Here is a 17,380-nt window from a genome sequence, read left to right as displayed (position 1 = left end):
ATTGAGTTCTCAAACAACAGACACATTCAAATACTTCTCGAAACAGTTCCTGATAAACACCAGTAATTCGCGTTTCGCATTTCTTCGCTGCGATGTTTCCAGCTTATTTCATTCATTTTCACTTTGCAAATCCGGGTTATTCACCCGATATTTACCTCGTGGAACGAATCCGCCCAGCACTAATGGAAGCCTTTCTTCATTCATGCTTTGAAGTTGAAGAATGGCTTCTCAGTGCGGGGGTTTGTCACCGCTCAGCGGCGGCGACTCAGAAGACATTACACGCTCCCCCGCGGCCGGGCAAATCGGCTGCGGAGGAGCGTGCAATTGGTCGATTCCGGTGCTAGGCGCCGGTGACCTGAACGGTGGCCAGGTTCTTCTTGCCGCGGCGGAGCAGCAGGTACTTGCCGTGCAGGAGCTGGGACGGGGCGATCACCGCGTCCGGGTCGGTGACCTTGGCGTTGTTGACATAGGCGCCGCCCTCGCCGACCACCCGGCGCGCCGCGGACTTGCTGTCCGACAGCCCCGAGGCCACCAGCAGATCGATGATCCCCAGGTCCGCTCCGTCCACGGAAGCTGACGGCAGTTCGGCCGTCGCCGCGGCCAGCGTCTGCTCATCGAGCACCGTCAGGTCGCCGTTTCCGAACACAGCAGCGGAAGCGGCAATGACCTTTTCCGTGGCTTCGGCTCCGTGAACCAGCGCCGTCACTTCGTAGGCGAGCTTCCGCTGGCCTTCGCGGGCGAAGGGGCGCTCGGCGACTGAGACCGCAACGTCCTCGATCTCGGCCCGGGTCAGGAAGGTGAAGACCTTCAGCCGGTTCACCACGTCCGCATCGGCGGTGTTCAGCCAGAACTGGTAGAAGGTGTAGGGGCTGACCATGGCAGAGTCCAGCCAGATGGCGTTGCCCTCGCTCTTGCCGAACTTGGTGCCGTCCGAGTTGGTGATGAGCGGAGTGCCCAGAGCATGAACCGTCTTGCCCTCAACCTTGCGGATCAGTTCGGTGCCGCTGGTGAGGTTGCCCCACTGGTCGGATCCGCCGGTCTGCAGCATGCAGCCGTAGTCGCGGTAGAGCTCGAGGTAATCCATGCCCTGGAGGATCTGGTAGCTGAACTCCGTGTAGCTGATGCCTTCCTCAGAGCTCAGGCGTGAAGCCACGGCGTCCTTGCGCAGCATGGTGCCCACGCGGAAGTGCTTGCCGACCTCGCGGAGGAAGTCGATCGCGCTCAGCGGCGCGGTCCAGTCGAGGTTATTGACCATCCGGGCAGCGTTGGCGCCGTCGAAGCTGAGGAAACGGCGGACCTGGGCCTGCAGGTAGCCGACCCACTCGGAAACGGTGTCCTTGGTGTTCAGGGTGCGTTCCGCCGTCGGACGCGGATCGCCGATCAGCCCGGTGGAGCCGCCCACGAGGCCCAGCGGCTTGTGGCCGGCCAGCTGGAGCCGCCGCATGAGGAGGAGCTGGACCAGGTTGCCCAGGTGGAGGCTCGGCGCCGTGGGATCGAATCCGCAGTAATAAGTGACCGGTTCCCCGGCGAGGAGCTTTTCCAGTTCCACCTCATCGGTGGATACGTGGACAAGGCCGCGCCATTTGAGCTCCTGCCAGATGTTGGCGAAGCTGGGGTCGTTCTGCTGGGATTCGAGGTCGTTTAGTTGTGACACGCCTTCTAAGTTAGCAGGATCAGCGGCCCCTGGACCCTCGTGAAGGGCTGGAGACAGGCCGTACCGCGAACGGCCGGCCTGCCCGCGAACACTAACGCTCGATGCCCGCCGGAACGTCCGCGGCCGCGATCAGCCGAAGCCGCTGGGTGGGGCGGGTCATGGCGACGTACAAATCGCCGACCCTGCCGTGCTCGTGGTTCAGCATGGCGCTCGGCTCAAGGACCACGACGCCGTCGAACTCAAGGCCCTTGGCTTCCCGGGGGCTGATGACCACCACGTCCTGTTCATAACTGCCGGCACCCGTGCCCAGCCGGGGACCATACTTCGCGCGCAGCGCAGCGGTGGCCTCCCGCAGCAGGTCGCCGTCGGCGATCACGGCGAGCAGTCCGCCGTCGAGCGCCTGGAGCTCCTCGGGAAGGACCTCCACCAGCCGGCTCACGAGGCCCGACTTCTCCACGCGGTCGATGATTGGCGACCAGCGGCCTTCCCGGACGGCCTTCGGTGCGGAGACCACCAGGCCGGCGGCGTTGGCCATGCGTGCCGCCGCTTCGGCGATTTGCGACGGCGTCCGGTAGTTCACCGTAAGCTCCTCCAGCTGCCAGCGGTCGCCGAACATCGGTGCGAGGGCTCCGTGCCAGGATTTCGCGCCGGCCACGGAACTGGTCTGCGCGATATCCCCCACGATCGTGAAGGACTTGAGCGGGCAGCGGCGGACCAGGAGCCGCCACTGCATGGGCGACAGTTCCTGCGCCTCGTCGACAACGATGTGGCCGAAGGCCCAGGTGCGGTCGCTGGTGGCGCGCTCGGCGGCCGTCAGGCGGGCCTCGCGTTCCTCGTTCTGTTCAACCAGTTCCTCGGCGGACATCAGGACATCGACGCCGGCGGACTCCATATTGACCAGGGTCTGCCGGGCGTTGGCCAGGGCGCGGGCCCGGTCCTGCTCCTGCTGGGCGAGGCCGCGGCCTGCAGCAGGATCCAGTTCACCGAGCAGTTCAGCTGCTTCGTCGAGCAGGGGGACGTCGGCCTCGGTCCAGGGGGCGTCCGGAGCCCGCAGCAGGAGCTCACGTTCCCTGGCGGTCAGTCCGGGGGTGCAGGCTTCCAAGAGCGCGGGCTTGCTGAGAAGTTCGCCCACAAGCTTCTCGGGCGTCATCGGCATCCAGCACAGGTTCAGCGCGACCCGCACATCGCGTGCTGTCCGGACGTCCTCGGCAAGGTAGGAACGGTCGGCGTTGTTGCCGATGTTGCCGGCTTCGACGAGCTCGGTCATCTGCTCGGTCAGCTCGCGCAGCAGGATCTTGACGAAGGTAACGCGGGCCTCATTGTGCGGCTTGCCGGTGGAGCGTGCGCGTTCGCGGGCGCGGCGGACCTGACGGGGCGTGAGGGTCAGCTTGCGGCCGTCCACTTCCAGGATCCGGTTTTCGGCCGGAATGCGCTGCCGGTTGGCCACGGCATTGGCGATGACCTCGGCCATCTCCAGCCGGCCCTTGATGGCGGCAACGTCCGCCTCCTGCTCCGGCACGGCGTTGATGCCCGGCATGAGCCTGCCGAGGCTGGCCATGACCACGCCGGTTTCACCCAGGGACGGCAGGACGCGTTCGATGTATTTCATGAACGACGACGACGGGCCCACCAGCAGCACGCCGGCGGACTTGAGCCGGTCGCGGTGGGTGTACAGCAGATAGGCGGCGCGGTGCAGGGCCACGGCGGTTTTTCCGGTGCCGGGGCCGCCCTGCACCACAAGGGCGCCGGAGATGGAGGACCGGATGATGCGGTCCTGCTCGGACTGGATGGTGCCCACGATGTCCGACATCCGGCCCGTCCGCTTGGAGTTCAGGGCGGCCAGCAGGGCGCCCTCGCCCTGGAGCGAGTCGGCGTCCGAGAGCATGTCGGCGTCCAGGACGTCGTCCTCGATGGCCTTGACCTCGCGGCCCTGCAGGATGAGGTGCCGGCGCCGGCGCACTCCCTGCCGGTCAAATGCTGTGGCCTGGTAGAAGTGGCCGGCCTCCGGCGCGCGCCAGTCGACCATGAGCCGGACGAGGTCCTCGGTGGTGAGGCCGATGCGGCCAATGTACTGTGCCTCGCCGGAGTCCAGGTCCAGCCGGCCGAACACCAAGCGGTCGTCGACGGCGTCGAGCTGGGCGAGGCGGTCCTCGTACAGGGCCGCGAAGGCATCGCGTTCGGAGACGTTCTGCATGGTGCCGATTGCTCCCGCGCGGCGCACCTGGGCCAGCTGGGCGCGCTTTTCCGCACGCAGTTCATCAAGCCGTGTGTACAGGCCGGCTACATAGTCCCGTTCGTGGGCCAAATCGGCGTCGTGCATCGTTCCCCTATCGCAAAAGACAGACCGTCCATTCTATAACCTTTTCGGCTTGCATGGCGGCTGTTGAGCTGCATACAGCAGGTTATCTGACGGCGCGGCTCCGCCGCTTGCCGGCAAGACCGCTGATCAGAGGCGCAGCAGCGACCGCACGCGGTGCCCGGCCAGGGCGGAGCGGCCGCGCAGTTCCCCGAGTTCCATCACCACGCCCACGCCGGAGACGTGGACCCCGCAGCGTTCAAACAGGCGGGCGGCTGCCCCGAGGGTGCCGCCCGTGGCGAGGACGTCGTCGAGGATCAGCACCCGGCTGCCGCGGGCCAGGTCAGTGGTGTGAAGTTCGAGCGTTGCGTTGCCGTATTCCAGGGCGTAGTCCTCGGAGTAAACCTCGCGCGGCAGCTTCCCGGCCTTGCGCACCGTCACCACGCCGGTGCCCGTGGCGTAGGCCGCGGCGGCGGCGAGCAGGAAGCCCCGTGCCTCGACGCCGGCCACGGCGTCGAACTGCCCCTTGAATGGTTCCACGAGCGCGTCGACGACCGCCCGGAACGCGGGACCGTCGGCGAAGACGGGGGTCAGGTCCTTGAAGGTGATTCCGGGTTTGGGGTAGTCCGGAACGGTTGCGCAGAGGCTGGTGATGAGTTCGTCCACGGGGAGGGGCCGAGGGGCAGGGGCTTGTTCGCTGTGGTTCACCCGTCCAGCCTACGCCCGCGGCGGACGCGCCTTTGCAGCCTTGTAACGGGACACGGTGGGGTCGCCGGTGAGCCAGAACCGCCAAGGAAAATCGTGCGTGCCGCCATGGCCGGCGACGCCGACCCGCGGCCCCGTGCTGACGTGGGCGGCGGGTGCGGGCGGCAGCACCAGGCCGAACGGTGGACCCAGGGCGTCCCGGCCGCTGTCCTCGGTGGTCAGCCCGAGTGCCGTGGCCAGCCGGGCGGGGCCGCTGGCCAGGTCCTTGGCGGCCTTCGACGTCGGGCGCCGGGCGAGCGCCAGTTCCCGGCCCTCGACGATCTCGCCCGCGCGCAGGAGGACAGCGGAGGCGTGGCCTGCCGGGCCGCATACGATGTTGGCGCAGTAGTGCATGCCGTACGTGAAGTAGACGTAGAGGTGGCCGGCCGGACCGAACATGGGGGCATTCCTGCGGGTTGGGCCGCGGTAGGTGTGGGAGCCGGGATCAGGATGCAGGGAATCGACGGGCCCCATGTAGGCCTCGAGTTCGGTGATCCGTACGGCGACGGGACCTTCGTCGCTTTGGTGCGTGAGGACGGCGCCCAGGAGCAGCGGGGCGATTTCGCGGGCATCGCCGGACAGGAACTGCCGCACAGGGCCGCTGGTGGTCATGCCCGACTTTACCGAAGCCCCTGTTGTCCGGGTCCGATGCCTTGCGAAGCCTTCCACGGCCATGTCCGATTTCCGCTAGCAGGTCCCTTTGAGGACTGGCAGGATGGAGTCATGGACTTCTGGCAGCGCTACCGCGCCATCGACGCGCGGGACACCCGTTTCGACGGGCAGTTCTTCACAGCGGTGCGCACCACGGGCATTTACTGCCGGCCCTCGTGCCCGGCGAGGACTCCCAAGGCGGAGAATGTCACCTTCTATGAGACGTCCGCCGCCGCCCACGACGCCGGCTACCGAGCCTGCAAGCGCTGCCTGCCTGAGGCCGTGCCAGGCACGCCGGCCTGGAACCTCCGCTCGGATATTGCCGGCCGGGCCATGCGGCTGATCAATGACGGCGTGATCAACCGCGACGGCGTTGAGGGGCTCGCCTCGCGGCTGGGCTATTCGTCCCGCCAGCTGAACCGGATCCTCAGCCATGAACTCGGCGCCGGTCCCCTGTCCCTGGCCCGGGCCAGCAGGGCCCAGACCGCACGCACGCTGCTGGTCTCCACCACGATGAAGCTGGCAGATGTCGCCTTCGCGGCGGGCTTCAGCAGCGTCCGCCAGTTCAACGAGACCGTGGCCGAGGTGTTCGACATGACGCCGACCGCGCTGCGCAGCACCGCCCGGCACCATCCGTCAGCCCCCGCGAGCACCTCGCTCACGCTTGCACTGCCCTACCGCGAACCGTTCGACCCCGGCGTGTTCAGCTTCCTCGCCGTCCGTGCCATACCGGGGATCGAGGCCGGAACCGCCACGTCCTATGCGCGGACACTGCGGCTTCCGCACGGCGACGCGCGGTTCAGCGTGGAATACACGGGCGCGGAATACTCCGGTGCAGGGAACGGCACCGGAGAGGGCGGATCGGGAAGGTACGACGGCGGTCCGCACGGGCGGCAGCTGGTGCTCACGATCGGCGCGGTGGACCTCCGGGACCTGCCGGCCCTGCTGAGCAGGGTACGCCGGCTTTTTGACCTCGACGCCGATCCCGTCGCCATCGACGGCGCGCTGGGTTCCGATCCCCGGCTTTCGGCGTCCGTGGCGGCAGCGCCGGGGATCCGCCTGCCGGGGGCCCTCGATCCGCAGGAACTTCTCATCCGGGCGATGGTGGGGCAGCAGATCACGGTGGCAGCCGCGCGCACGGCCCTCACGCAGCTGGCCGCGGCCGGCAGTCCCAGCGCGGCGCCGGGCGACGGGCTCTCCCGGCTGTTCCCGTCGCCGGCGCAGATCGCCGGGGCCGGCGCGGAACTGCTGCGCGGCCCGCGGCGCAGGATAGAGTCGCTGCTGGCCGTTGCCACCGCCTTGGCCGATAACACGCTGGACCTTGGCTACGGCGACGACCTGCCCAGCCTCTCCGCCAAGCTGCTGCCGAAGCCGGGCGTGGGCCCGTGGACCGTGGGATACGTGGCCATGCGGGTCATCGGCGCGCCGGACATCTTCCTCGCCAACGACGCAGCTGTACGGAACGGCATCCGGGCGCTGTCCGGCGGCGCCAGCCCGGCGGACTTCCGCGAAGTCAGCCCCTGGCGTTCGTACGCCACCATGCACATCTGGCGCGCGGCGGCAGCTGCGCCCAGGACTGCCATATCCCGAACTCCCGCCGCGCGCACGGCTCGGCCGAAAGCGACATTGTGAAATGAAAGTGACAAGTGCAATGACAAGCGACAGTGCGATGACAGCCCAGTGCAATGAAAGTGACAGTGCGATGAAAGCCCAACTACTCACCATACCAACGCCGGACGGGCCGTTCACCATCATCGCCCGCGACGGCGTGGTGCTCGCCTCGGGCTGGACGGCCGACCCCCAGGACCTGACGGGCCAGATCCATCCGCAGCTGCTGCCGGACGCCTACGAACCGGTGGAGCATCTCGGCCCGATTTCGGCCGCCGTAGAGGCGTTCTACGCGGGCGATCCGGCTCCTGCCATGAACGTGCCCGTCCTGCAGAAATCGGGCCCGTTCCGCGCCCACGCGTGGGATGTGCTGCGCACCGTCGGCCCGGGGGCGCCGGTCACCTACACCGAATATGCGGAGCTGTCCGGCAACGCCAAGGCAGTCCGGGCCGCCGCCAGCGCCTGCGCTTTCAACGCCGCGGCGCTGTTCGTTCCGTGCCACCGCGTAGTCCGCACGGACGGCACGATGGGCGGCTTCCGCTGGGGGCTGCGGATCAAGGAAAGCCTGCTGGCCCGCGAAAAGCAGGGCCTCGCCGCCGGCTGAACCCGTAGTTGAACCACTAGGTTAACCAGCAGGCCTGTTGGGCCGCTGCGCCTTGCGGCCAGGTCGCTATTTCGCCGGAACACCGGATGGCCACGGCAGCAGCTCCGGCAGGTCCACGCCGTCGGCCGCGGCTGAAGCGCGCAGGCTGCCAAGCGACGGTTCCCGGCCGGCGAGCCAGGCTGCGATGTCGGTGACCATGCCGCTAATGACAGTGGAGCGCCTGCCTGCCCCGATCGTCACGGGTGGCAGGCCAAGCGGCTGCAGCACCAGTTTCTGCTCCTCCGGCACGCGTGCGGCCAGGAAGGTGAACAGGTGCTCGCAGAACGGCCTGCTCCAGGTTTCCGGGCCGCGGCCGGTGTTGAGGTCGGAGGCGTGGATCACGAGCTCTCGCCACAGGGCGAGGCCCCCGTCCAGCACCACTCCCCCGCGGTAGGAAATGGGTGCGCGCCAGCCGCCGGCACCGGTCCCATCAGCGTCCCCGGCATCCGCATCCGCATCGAGCGAGTCGAAGGCGCCCAGCGCCCGCTGCAGCGCTGCGTCCAGATCCGTGCGGTGCTGGGCCAGGGCGTGCCCGGCGCTCATTTCGATGGCCTTCGTGCGGCCGTCATAGCCCCCGTCGTACAGTTCCACCGTTTCGCCGCGCGCGGCGTATTCGAGCTGCCGCGCCATCGCGTTGGAGATGCCGGCGATGTGCGCGAGGACGTGCCCGCGGGTCCAGCCCGGGAGGGCCGAGGGAGCCAGGACGTCAGCGTCGGTGAGTTTCGCTGCAAGGGAGGAGACGGCGTCGGCCGCCTTGTGGAGTTCGGCCAGTAAAGTGTCAGGTGTGATCGCGGTCATGCCGCAATCCTAAACGGATAAGGGTCTCGACAAGCCCGACCACCGGCCGAGCTTGTCGAGACCCAAGGCCCGTACCCGCGATCAGCTATCCCGCGTACTCGCGGACGCCGCTGAGCTCGCCTTCCAGCGCGGCCAGCTGGCGTTCGACGGCGGCCGGTGCCGTGCCGCCCTGCGAGTTCCGGCTGTTGAGCGAGCCTTCCGTGCTCAGGACGCTGCGGACCTCCGGGGTGAGGTGCTCCGAGATGGCGGCATACTCCTCGTCCGTCAGGTCCCACAGTTCCACGTTGCGGCTTTCGGCCTGCTTCACGGCCGCGCCGGACAGTTCGTGCGCCTCGCGGAACGGCACGCCCTGGCGGACGAGCCACTCGGCGATGTCGGTGGCCAGCGCGAAGCCCTGCGGGGCCAGCGACTCCATCCGGTCGGCGTTGAACTTCAGCGTGGCGATCATGCCCGAAACGGCCGGCAGCAGCAGCTCCAGCGTGTCGGCGGCGTCGAATACCGGTTCCTTGTCCTCCTGCAGGTCGCGGTTGTACGCGAGCGGCAGGCCCTTCAGCGTGGCCAGCAGGCCGGTGAGGTTGCCGATCAGCCGGCCGGCTTTGCCGCGGGCCAGCTCTGCCACATCCGGGTTCTTCTTCTGCGGCATGATGGACGATCCCGTGGAGTAGGAATCGTGCAGCGTGACGAAGGAGAACTCCTTGGTGGCCCAGAAGATGACTTCCTCCGAGATCCGGGACAGGTCGACGCCGATCATCGCGGCCACCCAGCCGAACTCGGCAAAGACATCGCGGGACGCGGTGCCGTCGATCGAGTTGTGGACGGCAGAGAAGAAGCCCAGGTCCGCGGCCACGGCCTCGGGGTCAAGGCCAAGCGAGGAGCCCGCGAGGGCACCGGAGCCGTACGGCGAAACGCCGGCGCGCTTGTCCCAGTCCTGCAGTCGCTGCACATCGCGCAGCAGTGCCCAGGCGTGGGCCAGCAGGTGGTGGCTGAGCAGGACCGGCTGCGCGTGCTGCAGGTGCGTGCGGCCGGGCATCGCCACGCCGGGGTGGGCCTTGGCCTGCTCCACCAGCGCATCGATGGTGGCCAGCACGCCGCGGGCGATGATCCGGGCGTGGTCGCGCAGGAACATGCGGCCCAGCGTGGCCACCTGGTCGTTGCGCGAACGCCCGGCCCGCAGCTTGCCGCCCAGCTGGGTTCCGGCGCGCTCGATCAGGCCGCGTTCCAGCGAACCGTGCACGTCCTCATCGGATTCCGCCGGCACATAGGCGCCCGAGGCGACGTCCGCATCCAGCTGGTCCAGGGCTGTGAGCATGCCTTCGAGCTCAGCAGCATCCAGCAGCCCGGCCTTGTGGAGCACTCGGGCGTGCGCCTTGGAGCCGGCGATGTCGTAACGGGCCAGGCGCCAGTCGAAGTGCGTCGATTTGCTCAGCGCCGCCAGGGCGTCGGCGGGGCCGCCGGCGAACCGGCCGCCCCACAGCGCGCCGGTGTTGGTCCCCGAGCGTACCCCAGCCTCGCTGCGCTCGGCCGGGGACCCCTGCGCTCGTGGGCCCATCTCGGATTTGGTGGTTTTCTGCTCAGCCACAAGGGCTACTTTCCTGCGACGCGGATGTCGCGGCCGGACGCAACCTTGGCGGACATGCCCCACAGCTCGATGAAGCCGCGCGCCATGGACTGGTCGAACGTGTCGCCGGTGTCGTAGGTGGCGAGGTCGAAGTCGTAGAGCGAGGTCTCGGAACGGCGCCCGTTGACGATCGCCTGGCCGCCGTGCAGCACCATCCGGATGTCGCCGGAGACGTACTTCTGGGTGTCGTCGATGAAGGCGTCAAGGGAGCGCTTCAGCGGGGAGAACCACTGGCCGTCGTAGACCAGTTCGGCCCAGCGCTGGCCGACGGTGGCCTTGAAGCGGGCCTGCTCGCGCTCGATGGTGATGTCCTCGAGGTGCTTGTGCGCGGTGATCAGCGCCATGGCACCCGGTGCTTCGTAGATTTCGCGGGACTTGATGCCCACGAGGCGGTCCTCGACGACGTCGATCCGGCCCACACCCTGGGCGCCGGCGCGGCGGTTCAGTTCCTTGATGGCCTGCAGCGGGGTGACCTTGACGCCGTCGATCGCAACCGGAACGCCGGCTTCGAAGGAGATGGTGACCTCGTCCGGGGCCGGCGGGAATTCCGGCGTGGCGGTGTAGTCGTAGATGTCCTTGGTGGGGGCGTTCCAGATGTCCTCGAGGTAGCCGGTTTCGACGGCGCGTCCCCAGACGTTCTGGTCGATGGAGTACGGGTTCTTCTTGGTGGTCTCGATCGGCAGGCCCTTTTCCTCGGCGAAGGCGATGGCCTTGTCGCGGGTCAGGGCGAGGTCGCGGACGGGCGCGATGCACTTCAGGTCGGGTCCGAGGGTCTGGATGCCCACCTCGAAGCGGACCTGGTCGTTGCCCTTGCCGGTGCAGCCGTGGGCCACGGTGGTGGCGCCGAATTCGCGGGCGGCCTTGACCAGGTGCTTGACGATCACCGGGCGGGAGATGGCGGAGACCAGCGGGTAGTGGCCCTGGTAGAGGGCGTTGGCCTTCAGCGTGGGCACGCAGTATTCGTTGGCGAACTCGTCAGACGCGTCGGCCACGTAGGCCTCGACGGCACCGCAGCCGAGGGCGCGCTGGCGGATGGTCTCCAGCGATTCGCCGCCCTGTCCGACGTCGACCGCCACAGCGATGACCTCGGCGCCGGTGGCTTCACCGATCCAGCCGATGGCTACGGAAGTATCCAGGCCACCTGAGTAGGCCAGAACAATACGCTCAGTCACGGAATATGCTCCTTAGTTGTTGTTTCTGTTTCTTGTTTGTCTGTGTTTGTTTGTCGTGGAAGAACGGGCGGACGCTACCGGCACTTGGCGGCTTACTGACCGGCTTCCTCGGCGAGCTGCAGGAACCGCGCGGCCAGTTCCGGGCCGCCCAGCGGGTCCCGGGCGACGAGCAGCACGGTGTCGTCCCCGGCGATGGTGCCCAGGATGGAGGGCATCACGGAATGGTCGATGGCGAGGGCGAGGAAGTTCGCTGCCCCCGGCGGCGTCCGCAGCACCGCGAGATTGGCCGAGGCCTCCGCGGTGACCAGCAGTTCGCCGCACAGCCGTGCCAGCCTGGCATCGAGGATTTCCTGGCTGACCCCGCTCTTGGCCGCCCGCTCCCCGCCTTCACCGGGGACGGCGTACACCAGCACGCCTTCCTTGCCGCGGACGCGGACGGCACCCAGCTCCACGAGGTCACGCGACAGCGTGGCCTGCGTGACCTGCACGCCGTCGTCCGCGAGCAGCGCCGCAAGCTCCGCCTGGGAACGCACCGATTCGCCGGTCAGGATCGCGGTGATCCGCGCCTGGCGGGCGATTTTGGTGGCCGGGCTGGCGCCCGGGGCCGCCGGGTTGGTGGACACTAGAACGTGCTCTCCCCGGTGCCCTCAACGGGGGAAAGACCGTCGACGAACGCCAGCCCGGACCGGTGCATGAGCCAGGCCATGAGTCCCTTCTGCGCGTGCAGGCGGTTCTCGGCCTCGTCCCACACGATCGACTGCGGGCCGTCAATCACGCCGGCCGAGATTTCGTAGCCGCGGTAGGCGGGAAGGCAGTGCAGCACGACGGCGTCAGCGGCGGCCTGCGCCAGCGCGGCCTCGTCCACGGAGTATTCACGGAACAGCTGCATCCGTGCTTCCTTCTCCGCTTCCTGGCCCATGGAAACCCAGGTGTCGGTGGCAACGACGTCGGCTCCCTTGAGTGCCTCGGCCGCGTCCGTCGTGATGAGGACGGATCCGCCGGTCTCGGCGGCACGTTCCTCGGCGGCGGCCACGATGCCGGCCGCGGGCAGGTAGCCCTCCGGCCCGGCGATGCGGACGTGCATGCCTGCCGTGACGCCAGCCAGCAGGTAGGAGTTGGCCATGTTGTTGGCGGCGTCACCGAGGTAGGCCATGGTGAGGCCCTTGAGTTCGCCCTTGTGCTCCTTGACGGTCAGGAGGTCGGCCAGCAGCTGGCAGGGGTGGTAGTCGTCGCACAGCGCGTTGATGACCGGAACCCTGGAGTTTTCGGCCATGGCAACGAGGCCGGAGTGGGCGCCGGTCCGCCACACGATGGTGGACACCATGCGCTCGAGGACCTTGGCGGTGTCCTCCACGGATTCCTTGTGGCCGATCTGCGCCTCGCCCGGGTTGATGATCAGGGCGTTGCCGCCCATGTCCGCCACGCCCGTGGCGAAGGAGACCCGGGTCCGGGTGGAGGTCTTGTCGAAGATCACAGCAACGGTCTTGCGGCCGCTGCCTTCGGCGGCGAAGGGCTGGACGCTGTACGGCGCTGCTTTCATTCGTCCCGCGAGTTCCAGGACTTCCGCCTGCTCGGCAGGGCTCAGGTCCGTGTCCTTGAGGAAGTGGCGGATGGTGCCGGTGGAAGTCACTGTGCGTCCTTTGCGGTTTGCAGGATGGCCGGAAGGGCGGCCAGGAAACGGTCTGCCTGCTCGGTGGTCAGGATGAGCGGCGGGGCCAGGCGGATGGTGCGGGGGCCGGGGCTGTTGATGATGAAGCCGGCGTCCAGGGCCGCGGTCACCGCGGCAGGGGCGACGTCGGCGTCCAGGTCGAAGCCGATCAGCAGGCCCTCGCCGCGCACCTCGGTGACACCGTCGACGGCGGCCAGCGCCTGCCGGACATGCTCACCAACTGCGCGGACGTTGTCCAGCACGTGCTGGCTTTCGATGGCGTGCAGGGTGGCCAGGGCCGCCGCGGTGGCCACCGGGTTGCCGCCGAACGTGGTGCCGTGCTGCCCAGCGGACAGCAGCGACGACGTCTGCTCGCCGAATGTGACCAGCGCGCCGATCGGGAAGCCGCCGCCGAGGCCTTTGGCCAGGGTGATGGCGTCCGGCACGATCCCGGCGTCCTCACTGGCCAGCCACTTGCCCGTGCGGGCGATGCCGGTCTGCACCTCATCCAGGATCAGCAGGGCACCGGCCTCCGCGGTGACCTCGCGGGCGGCCTTCAGGTAGCCGGCCGGAAGGGGCCGGACGCCTGCCTCGCCCTGGATCGGCTCCAGGAAGACGGCAGCCACGGTGTCATCGACAGCATTGCGCAGCGCCTCGATGTCCCCGAACGGGATGTGCTCAACGCCGCCGGGCATCGGCTCGAAGGGTGCGCGGTACGCCTCCTTGGCGGTGAGCGCCAGTGCGCCCATGGTCCGGCCGTGGAAGGCACCTTCGAGCGCGATGATGCGGGCGCGGGGCTTGCCGCCGGCTTCCCCGGAGGAGGAACCCGAGTTCCGGCGGGCGAGCTTGAAGGCGGCCTCGTTGGCCTCGGTGCCGGAGTTGGTGAAGAACACCTTGGAGCCGGCCGGCGCCGCACTGAGTTCCAGCAGCTTTTCGGCCAGGGCGATCTGGGTGGGGCTGGTAAAGAAGTTCGAGACGTGGCCCAGGGTGGCCAGCTGACTGGAGATCACGGAGGTCACGAACGGGTGGGCGTGGCCCAGCGCGTTGACGGCGATGCCGCCCAGGAGGTCCAGGTACTCCTTGCCGTCGGCGTCCCAGACGAGGCAGCCCGCCCCGCGGACCAGCACGCGCTGGGGCGTGCCGAAGACACCCATGAGCGACGAGGAGTAGCGCGCCAGCCACTCGGAACCACTGCTGTTGGCGACGAGCGTGGTTGCGGCGGCCTCCGCAGCGACGGGGGCCCCGCCCGCTTCGCGGTGCCCGACCACACCCGGGCCCCCATCGCTGCTGCGGCCTTCGGCGGAATGGCTTAGTTCGGTGTGACTCATGAATTCACTTCCTCATCGGGAACCACTTGGGTGCCTATTCCGGCGGTGGTGAAAGTTTCGAGAAGCATTGAGTGGGGCAGCCGGCCGTCCACAATGTGCGCCCGTTCCACGCCCTCGTCGATTGCCTTGAGGCAGGCGGCCATCTTGGGGATCATGCCTGATTCGAGGCTGGGCAGCATGTCCCGCAGCTCGGAGGCCGTCAGAGACGAAATGAGGGAGGACTTGTCCGGCCAGTTGGCGTAGAGGCCTTCGACGTCGGTCAGGATGACCAGCTTGGAGGCGCCCAGCGCGGAGGCCACGGCGGCCGCCGCGGTGTCCGCGTTAACGTTCAGGACCTGGCCGGTGGGCTGGAAGCGCGCGGTGCCCGGCACGCTTTCGCCAGCGTCGGTGATCTCGGGGGCGACGGTGGAGATCACGGGGATCCGGCCGGCGTCGAGAATGTCCACGATGCCGGCGGGGTCCACTCCCACCACCTCGCCCACGAGCCCGAGGTCCACCTCCTCGCCGTCAACGACGGTTCCCGTGCGGACTGCGCGCAGCAGGCCGCCGTCTTCACCGGACATGCCCACGGCGTAGGGCCCGTGCGAGTTGATCAGGCCCACCAGTTCGCGTCCCACCTGGCCGGTGAGGACCATGCGCACCACGTCCATGGCCTCAGGCGTGGTCACGCGCAGGCCGCCCTTGAACTCCGACTCGATGCCAAGCCTGCCCAGCATCGAGTTGATCTGCGGGCCGCCCCCCGTGCACCACGACGGGGTGGATGCCCACGTGGTGGAGGAACACGACGTCCTCGGCGAAGGCGCGGCGCAACTCGTCGTTGACCATGGCGTTGCCGCCGTACTTGATCACCATGGTGGTTCCGGCGAAGCGCTGGATCCACGGCAGGGCTTCGATGAGCGTGCCAGCCTTGTCTTGGGCATCACTCATGGACGTTGACTCGCGGGTCTGGGTGTTCATGCGGCTGGTTCTCCAGGGTTGCCGGCGGATCTGGCTTGAGTAGGCGGATCTAGCTTGAGTAGGCGCTGTTCTCGTGGACGTAGTCGTGCGTAAGGTCGTTGGTCCAGATGGTGGCCTCCGCATCGCCGGCCTGCAGGTCGATCTCCACGACCACCTCGCGCGGCTCCAGGTCCACGAGCTTGCGGTCCTGGCCGATGCCGCCGTTCTGGCAGATCTGGATGCCGTTCATGGACACGTTGAGCTGGTCCGGCTCGAACGCGGCGTCGGTGGTGCCCACGGCCGAGAGCACGCGGCCCCAGTTGGGGTCCTTGCCGAAGATCGCGGCCTTGAAGAGGTTGGAGCGGGCCACGGCGCGGCTGACGGTTTCGGCGTCACGCTCGGTGGCGGCGTTGAACGTCCGGATCGCGATGTCGTGGCTGGCGCCCTCGGCGTCGCCGATCAGCTTGCGGGCCAGTTCGGCGCAGACCTGGGTGAGGCCCTCGCCGAACGTTTCCGCGGACGGAACGGCCTTGGACGCGCCGGAGGCCAGCAGCACCACGGTGTCGTTGGTGGACATGCAGCCGTCGGAGTCGGCACGGTCGAAGGTGACGCGCGTGGCGTCGCGGAGGACGAGGTCGAGCATTTCCGGCTGGACGTCGGCATCCGTGGTGAGCACCACCAGCATGGTGGCCAGCCCGGGTGCCAGCATGCCGGCGCCCTTGGCGATCCCGCCGATGGTGAACTCATTCCCGTCGGCATCCGCCCCGGTAAAGACCGCCTGCTTGGACACCGAATCGGTTGTCATGATGGCCGTGGCGGCGTCCGGTCCGCCGTCGGTGCTGAGGGCGGCCGCGGCGGCGTCGATGCCCGGGACGATCTTGTCCATGGGCAACTGCTCGCCGATCAGGCCAGTGGAACAGACAAAGACGTCGGTGGCGGACAGGCCCAGGGCTTCGGCAGTTTTCTCCGCCGTCGTGTGCGTGTTTTGGAAGCCCTGCGGGCCGGTGCAGGCGTTGGCGCCGCCGGAGTTGAGGATCACAGCGTCGACGCGGCCGTCCGAGACCACCTGGCGGGACCAGTGGACGGGAGCCGCGGCCACCCGGTTGGAGGTGAAGACGGCGGCTGCTGCCTTGGACGGTCCGTCGTTGACCACGAGGGCGAGGTCAGGGTTTCCCGAAGCCTTGAGTCCGGCAGTGACGCCGGCGGCACGGAATCCCTTGGGGGCAGTAACGGTCACGGGGCAACTCCCTGCAGGTTGAGGCCGGCGGTCTCCGGCAGGCCAAGGGCAATGTTCATGGACTGCACCGCTCCACCGGCGGTGCCTTTGGTCAGGTTGTCGATGGCGCAGGTGACAATGACGCGCCCGACGTGCGGGTCGAAGGCCAGCTGCATGGCAGCGTGGTTGGAGCCCTGCACGGACTTGGTGGTGGGCCACTGGCCCTCGGGCAACAGGTGGACGAACGGTTCGTCGTCGTACGCCTCCGCCCACGCACGGCGCAGTTCCTCGGCGCCGACGCCGGGCTTGACCCGTGCGGTGGCGGTGGTGAGGATGCCCCGGCTCATGGGGGCCAGCGTGGGCGTGAAGGAAACCGTCACCGGCTCGCCGGAGGCGTTGGACAGGCCCTGCTCGATTTCGGGCGTGTGCCGGTGGCCGCCGCCCACGCCATAGGGGCTCATGGAGCCCATGACCTCGGCGCCGATGAGGTTCACCTTGGCTGCCTTGCCGGCGCCGGAGGTGCCGGAGGCGGCGACAATGACGACGTCGTTCCCCTCAAGCAGGCCGCCGGCGAAGCCGGGCGTGAGAGCGAGCAGGGCTGACGTCGGGTAGCAGCCCGGAACGGCGATCCGGTTGGCACCCTTGAGCTTCTCGCGCTGGCCCGGCAGTTCGGGCAGGCCGTACGGCCACGTTCCGGCGTGGTCCGAGCCGTAAAACTTTTCCCAGGCAGCGGCGGACTCCAGGCGGTGGTCCGCACCGGCGTCGATCACCACCGTCCCCTCGGGAAGCTTGGCCGCGATCTCGGCGGACGCGCCGTGCGGGAGGGCCAGGAACACGACGTCGTGGCCGGAGAGGTTCTCCACGCTGGTGTCCTCGAGAATCCTGCTGGCCAGGCCATGGAGATGCGGCTGCAGTTCGCCTAGTCTGGAACCGGCGTTGCTGTGTGCCGTGATGGCTCCGATGGTGACGTCCGGATGGCCGGCCAGGAGGCGGAGGACTTCGCCGCCGGCGTAGCCGCTGGCCCCGGAAACGGCAACAGAAATAGTCATGGAAACGACTATACAGTAA

The 17,380-nt window shown here is 68.3% G+C and carries 14 protein-coding genes and 1 pseudogene; 2 read left to right on the top strand and 13 right to left on the bottom strand.

Going from position 1 to position 17,380, the window contains the following annotated elements; genetic code table 11:
- Nucleotides 1-340: 340 nt before the first annotated feature.
- The 4 genes from tyrS to ACHMXB_RS03680 all read right to left on the bottom strand — a co-directional run bounded on the left by tyrS (nucleotide 341) and on the right by ACHMXB_RS03680 (nucleotide 5,306).
- Nucleotides 341-1,654 carry a tyrosine--tRNA ligase gene (gene tyrS, locus ACHMXB_RS03695; protein ID WP_395402874.1) on the bottom strand — a complete coding sequence of 438 codons (1,314 nt, stop codon included), beginning with the start codon at nucleotides 1,652-1,654 and terminating at the stop codon, nucleotides 341-343.
- Nucleotides 1,655-1,745: 91 nt separating this feature from the next.
- Nucleotides 1,746-3,974 (bottom strand): HelD family protein, encoded by a 2,229-nt coding sequence (locus tag ACHMXB_RS03690; protein WP_395402872.1) that lies wholly within the window; start codon nucleotides 3,972-3,974, stop codon nucleotides 1,746-1,748.
- 126 nt (nucleotides 3,975-4,100) lie between these two features.
- Nucleotides 4,101-4,658, bottom strand: coding sequence for an adenine phosphoribosyltransferase (locus tag ACHMXB_RS03685; protein WP_395402870.1), 558 nt, complete (start codon nucleotides 4,656-4,658; stop codon nucleotides 4,101-4,103).
- Nucleotides 4,659-4,667: 9 nt separating this feature from the next.
- Nucleotides 4,668-5,306, bottom strand: coding sequence for a DNA-3-methyladenine glycosylase (locus ACHMXB_RS03680; RefSeq protein WP_395402868.1), 639 nt, complete (start codon nucleotides 5,304-5,306; stop codon nucleotides 4,668-4,670).
- A 111-nt stretch (nucleotides 5,307-5,417) separates the two neighbouring features.
- Between ACHMXB_RS03680 and ACHMXB_RS03675 the strand changes: the two genes are divergently transcribed.
- Nucleotides 5,418-6,977, top strand: a complete 1,560-nt coding sequence (locus ACHMXB_RS03675; protein ID WP_395402866.1) for a DNA-3-methyladenine glycosylase 2 family protein — start codon at nucleotides 5,418-5,420, stop codon at nucleotides 6,975-6,977.
- 70 nt (nucleotides 6,978-7,047) lie between these two features.
- Nucleotides 7,048-7,557, top strand: coding sequence for a methylated-DNA--[protein]-cysteine S-methyltransferase (locus ACHMXB_RS03670; protein ID WP_395402864.1), 510 nt, complete (start codon nucleotides 7,048-7,050; stop codon nucleotides 7,555-7,557).
- 66 nt (nucleotides 7,558-7,623) lie between these two features.
- On the opposite strand, the gene ACHMXB_RS03665 is transcribed toward ACHMXB_RS03670, so the two are convergent.
- The 9 genes and pseudogenes from ACHMXB_RS03665 to argC all read right to left on the bottom strand — a co-directional run bounded on the left by ACHMXB_RS03665 (nucleotide 7,624) and on the right by argC (nucleotide 17,361).
- Nucleotides 7,624-8,394, bottom strand: coding sequence for a maleylpyruvate isomerase family mycothiol-dependent enzyme (locus ACHMXB_RS03665; RefSeq protein WP_395402862.1), 771 nt, complete (start codon nucleotides 8,392-8,394; stop codon nucleotides 7,624-7,626).
- Between the two features lie 85 nt (nucleotides 8,395-8,479).
- Nucleotides 8,480-9,943 (bottom strand): argininosuccinate lyase, encoded by a 1,464-nt coding sequence (argH, locus tag ACHMXB_RS03660; protein ID WP_395405111.1) that lies wholly within the window; start codon nucleotides 9,941-9,943, stop codon nucleotides 8,480-8,482.
- A gap of 35 nt (nucleotides 9,944-9,978) precedes the next feature.
- Complete coding sequence (locus ACHMXB_RS03655; RefSeq protein WP_190605519.1) at nucleotides 9,979-11,184, bottom strand: argininosuccinate synthase; 1,206 nt, start codon at nucleotides 11,182-11,184, stop codon at nucleotides 9,979-9,981.
- Between the two features lie 92 nt (nucleotides 11,185-11,276).
- Nucleotides 11,277-11,807, bottom strand: a complete 531-nt coding sequence (locus ACHMXB_RS03650; protein WP_395402859.1) for an arginine repressor — start codon at nucleotides 11,805-11,807, stop codon at nucleotides 11,277-11,279.
- A complete protein-coding gene (gene argF, locus ACHMXB_RS03645; RefSeq protein WP_395402857.1) occupies nucleotides 11,807-12,814 on the bottom strand; it encodes an ornithine carbamoyltransferase in 1,008 nt (335 codons plus the stop codon). The genes ACHMXB_RS03650 and argF overlap by 1 nt, the downstream gene beginning before the upstream one ends.
- Nucleotides 12,811-14,160 (bottom strand): acetylornithine transaminase, encoded by a 1,350-nt coding sequence (locus ACHMXB_RS03640; protein ID WP_395402855.1) that lies wholly within the window; start codon nucleotides 14,158-14,160, stop codon nucleotides 12,811-12,813. The genes argF and ACHMXB_RS03640 overlap by 4 nt, the downstream gene beginning before the upstream one ends.
- A pseudogene (gene argB, locus ACHMXB_RS03635) lies at nucleotides 14,157-15,117 on the bottom strand (acetylglutamate kinase). Before argB ends, ACHMXB_RS03640 begins: the two are co-directional and overlap by 4 nt.
- A gap of 49 nt (nucleotides 15,118-15,166) precedes the next feature.
- Nucleotides 15,167-16,333, bottom strand: a complete 1,167-nt coding sequence (argJ, locus tag ACHMXB_RS03630) for a bifunctional glutamate N-acetyltransferase/amino-acid acetyltransferase ArgJ (RefSeq protein ID WP_395402853.1) — start codon at nucleotides 16,331-16,333, stop codon at nucleotides 15,167-15,169.
- Nucleotides 16,330-17,361 (bottom strand): N-acetyl-gamma-glutamyl-phosphate reductase, encoded by a 1,032-nt coding sequence (gene argC, locus ACHMXB_RS03625; RefSeq protein ID WP_395402851.1) that lies wholly within the window; start codon nucleotides 17,359-17,361, stop codon nucleotides 16,330-16,332. Before argC ends, argJ begins: the two co-directional genes overlap by 4 nt.
- Between the last annotated feature and the right edge of the window lie 19 nt (nucleotides 17,362-17,380).

The organism is Arthrobacter sp. UC242_113 (assembly GCF_044054585.1).
Taxonomy (GTDB): domain Bacteria; phylum Actinomycetota; class Actinomycetes; order Actinomycetales; family Micrococcaceae; genus Arthrobacter.
Note: the sequence above shows the minus strand (reverse complement) of the source record. Positions and strands in the feature narration are given on the sequence as shown.